Here is a 3,478-nt window from a genome sequence, read left to right as displayed (position 1 = left end):
CGCGCTGGACTGGCTGGTCGAGCAGGCCGCCGAGGCGGGCTGGCTGCCCGGCCTCGACGTGCGTGGCGCCACGGCCCGGGTGGTGCCCCTGCCGGGCCGGGAGGCTCCGGCCGGTGTCCTGCTGGTGGCCCGCCGGGCCAGCCGCTGGTACGACGACGCCGACGTCGACCTGGTGCGCGCGTTCGCGGACCGGGCCGGCGCGGCGCTGACCACCGCCATGCTCTACCGCGACCAGGCCGAGGTCGCCGACACGTTGCAGGCCAGCCTGCTGCCGGTCGAGCCGGCGGCGGCGGCCGGCGTGCAGTGGGGCACCGCCTACCGGCCGGCGCAGGCCGGTCTGCGGATCGGCGGCGACTTCTACGGCTCGCACCGGCTCGCCGACGGCGGCTCGGTCTTCTTCCTCGGCGACGTGTCCGGCAAGGGCGTGGAGGCGGCGGTCTTCACCGGTCAACTCCGCCAGTGCCTGCAGGCGTTGCACCGGGTGGAGACGCAGCCGGGCCGGCTGCTGGAACTGCTCAACGACGCGCTGTTGGAGACCACCCAGGCGCACGGGCAGGGCCGCTTCGCCACCATGGTGCTCGGCGTGGCCCGCCCGCACCGCGACGGCGGCCTGACCCTGACGTTGGCCGGGGGCGGGCATCTGCCGCCGCTGGTGCTGCGGGACGGCGGCGAGGTCGAGGTGGTGCCGTTGAGCGGCATGCTGATCGGCGTGGTGCCGGATCCGCGGATCGGCGAGGTCACCGTGCACCTGGCGCCGGGCGAGACCTGCCTGCTCTACAGCGACGGGGTGACCGAGGCGCGGGGCGGGCGGCGTGGCGACGACCAGTTCGGCGCCGACCGGCTGGTCCACGCGGTGACCGGGTGCCACCGGATGCCCGCGCCGGCGCTGGCCGAACGGGTCGAGCAGGTGACGTGCGACTGGCTCGCCCACGGCGACCACGACGATATCGCGGTGCTGGCGCTGCGCGCGACCGGTCCGAGCGGCCGCGCCCCCCGCCACCTGCACTCGGTGCCGGACCCGACCGGCGTCGACCGAACGAGGGAGCCCTCCGCGTGACCGCGACGACCACCGCCGACCCGACGCAGGCCTTCCCGGGTTACCTGGAATGCCTGGCCGAGGCCGACGAGCAGGCCGCCGTGGCGGTGGCCCGGGATCTGCTGGACGCGGGGGTGTCGCCCGAGCGGGTGCTGCTCGACCTGGTCGCCCCGGCCCAGGCCGAGGTGGGGGAGCGGTGGGCCCGCAACGAGTGGAGCGTCGCCCAGGAGCACGCCGCCACGCACATCAGCGAGCGGGTGGTGGCCGCGGTGGCCGCGTACGTCGATCCCCGCCCGACGCGCGGCCGGATCGTGATGGCCTGCATGGACGGTGAGTGGCACGCGCTGCCGGCCCGGCTGGTGGCCGAGGTGCTGCGGTTGCGCGGGTGGCAGGTGGTCTTCCTCGGGGCCAGTGTGCCGGCCGCGCACCTGGTCTCCTACCTGCACCGCTACGACGCCGAGGCGGTGGCCCTGGCCTGCGCGCTGCCGATGCGGCTGCCGCACGCCCACCGGATGATCGATGCGTGCCGTCGCGCCGACGTACCGGTGGTGGTGGGCGGGCGCGGCTTCGGCGCGGACGGCCGCTGGGCCCGGACGCTCGGCGTGGCCTGGGCGCCGGACGCCCCGGGCGCCGCCGACCTGGTCGCCGACGAGCGGGCGCTGCGGGCGGTCCCGGTCGCCCGGCTGGACCACCTCGCCGACGACGAGTACGCCAGCCTGGTCAAGCGGCGCGGTGAGCTGATCGACAGCGCCCTGGCGGACCTGCGGGAGCGGGTGCCGGCGGTGGCCGACTACACGCCGGTGCAGCTCGACTCGACCATCGGCGACCTCGGTTACATCATCGACTTCCTGGCCGCCGCGCTCTACGTCGACGACGGCACGCTGTTCGTCGAGTTCGTGGAGTGGCTGGTGACGATCCTGGTCAGCCGTGGCGTGCCCGCCGCCGCCGTCGGTCTCACGCTGGACCACTACGGACACGAGCTGCGCGACTTCCCCCGGGCGACCGGCTTCCTGGAGCGCGGGCGCGCGCTGGTCGGCGGGCTGTCCACCACCGGAGCGGGCCGCTGAACGGCGCGCGATCGGATCACCCGTATACTTGCTGCACTGCAAGGGTTCGCCTGCGGTAGGAGCGAGAGGGGCCGCGGTGACGTTCACCGTCACGTACGCCCAGCGGGACGAGGGCGGCGTCCGCCTCCGACTCACGGGTGAGCTCGACCTGAGCACGGCCCCGGAGCTGAACACCGCCATCGACCGGCTGGTCGCCGAGGGCCGTCGTGAACTGCTGCTCGACCTGACCGAGCTGACGTTCTGCGACTCGACGGGCATCGCGGCCTTCGTCCGTGGGGACAACCTCGTCGCCGCCGACGGCGGCTGGCTGCGCCTCACCGGGGCCTCCGGGCGGGTGGCCCGGGTGCTCCAGGTGACAGGCGTGGCCGAGGTGCTGCGCCACGACCTCGAGCCCGCTGACCCGACGGCGTCGGCCGGCTCCTGATCGGATAGATTTCCCCGCCAGCGGTCGGCCCCGCGGTCGGCCCCCTCCCCGAGACGAAGCAGGTAGTGCCATGGGTCAGCCCCACCCGAATCCCGTCCGCATCCTGGTGGTCGACGACGACCCGGGCGACGTCCTGATGATCGAGGAGGCGTTGGAGGAGTCCGACGTCGAGAAGGTCATCGACGTGGTCGCGGACGGCGAGGAGGCGATGGAGTTCCTCCGGCGGGAGGGCCGCCACGTCGAGGCGCAGCGACCGGACGTCATCCTGCTCGACCTGAACATGCCCCGGATGGACGGGCGGCAGGTGCTCGGCGAGGTCAAGCGGGACGAGAACCTGCGGACCATCCCGATCGTGGTGCTGACCACCTCCAACGCCGACACCGACGTGGTCAGCAGCTACACCCTCCAGGCCAACGCGTACGTGACGAAGCCGATCGACCTGGACGACTTCAACGACGTGGTGCGCCGGATCGACGAGTTCTTCGGTCGGGTGGTCGTGCTCCCCAAGCACCAGTAGGGGCCGGGAAGTCCGGGCGTCCGGATGCTGAACATTTTCCGCGAACCGCCTCCGGGTTCGCCCACGGCCCAGGATCGTCAGGTGGGACGTACGGCGGCTGCCTGGGGGGCGACAGATGAGGTTCTCGGTGGTGGAGAGCGGCTACGACCGGCGCCAGGTGGACGCCTGCCTGGACGAGCTGGCCCTGCGGCTGGGTCGACTGGCCGCCCGCGCGGAGGGCGTCGCCGGAGCCGGTAGGGAGTGGGACCAGATCCGGCTGGACGCGCTGCACCTCGGGGAGTTCCTCCGGCTGCGGACCGCGCCGGACGGCACGGCGACGCCCGACCCGACCGCCGTCGAGCGGGAGGCCGCCGACCTGAGATCGGAAGAGCGTCGTGTAGGGAAAGAGTGTTCAGAGCGGTGTAGATCTCGGTGGTCGCCGTATCATTAAAAAA

The 3,478-nt window shown here is 73.4% G+C and carries 4 protein-coding genes and 1 pseudogene; all 5 read left to right on the top strand.

The features are described from left to right. The coding region (locus HUW36_RS28420; RefSeq protein WP_174530939.1) for a PP2C family protein-serine/threonine phosphatase at positions 1 to 1,057 on the top strand (1,057 nt) is incomplete at its 5' end. Continuing rightward, the gene (locus HUW36_RS28415) at positions 1,054 to 2,103 is read left to right on the top strand and encodes a cobalamin B12-binding domain-containing protein (RefSeq protein WP_174530938.1); all 1,050 of its coding nucleotides are present in this window, start codon (positions 1,054 to 1,056) and stop codon (positions 2,101 to 2,103) included. The genes HUW36_RS28420 and HUW36_RS28415, both read left to right, overlap by 4 nt. A gap of 76 nt (positions 2,104 to 2,179) precedes the next feature. Beyond that, positions 2,180 to 2,527, top strand: a complete 348-nt coding sequence (locus HUW36_RS28410; protein WP_174530937.1) for an STAS domain-containing protein — start codon at positions 2,180 to 2,182, stop codon at positions 2,525 to 2,527. Between the two features lie 70 nt (positions 2,528 to 2,597). Then, on the top strand, positions 2,598 to 3,044 hold the full coding sequence (locus tag HUW36_RS28405) for a response regulator (protein ID WP_174530936.1): 447 nt from the start codon (positions 2,598 to 2,600) through the stop codon (positions 3,042 to 3,044). A gap of 115 nt (positions 3,045 to 3,159) precedes the next feature. Continuing rightward, positions 3,160 to 3,402, top strand: a pseudogene (locus tag HUW36_RS35315) (ATPase); the annotation flags it as partial. Positions 3,403 to 3,478 lie beyond the last annotated feature (76 nt).

Source organism: Micromonospora maritima (assembly GCF_902825405.1).
Classification (GTDB): Bacteria; Actinomycetota; Actinomycetes; order Mycobacteriales; family Micromonosporaceae; genus Micromonospora; species Micromonospora maritima.
Note: the sequence above shows the minus strand (reverse complement) of the source record. Positions and strands in the feature narration are given on the sequence as shown.

Coding starts and splice junctions, on each gene's coding strand:
- HUW36_RS28405 (WP_174530936.1), top strand. CDS start 2,598: ATGGGTCAGCCCCACCCGAATCCCGTCCGCATCCTGGTGGTCGACGAC.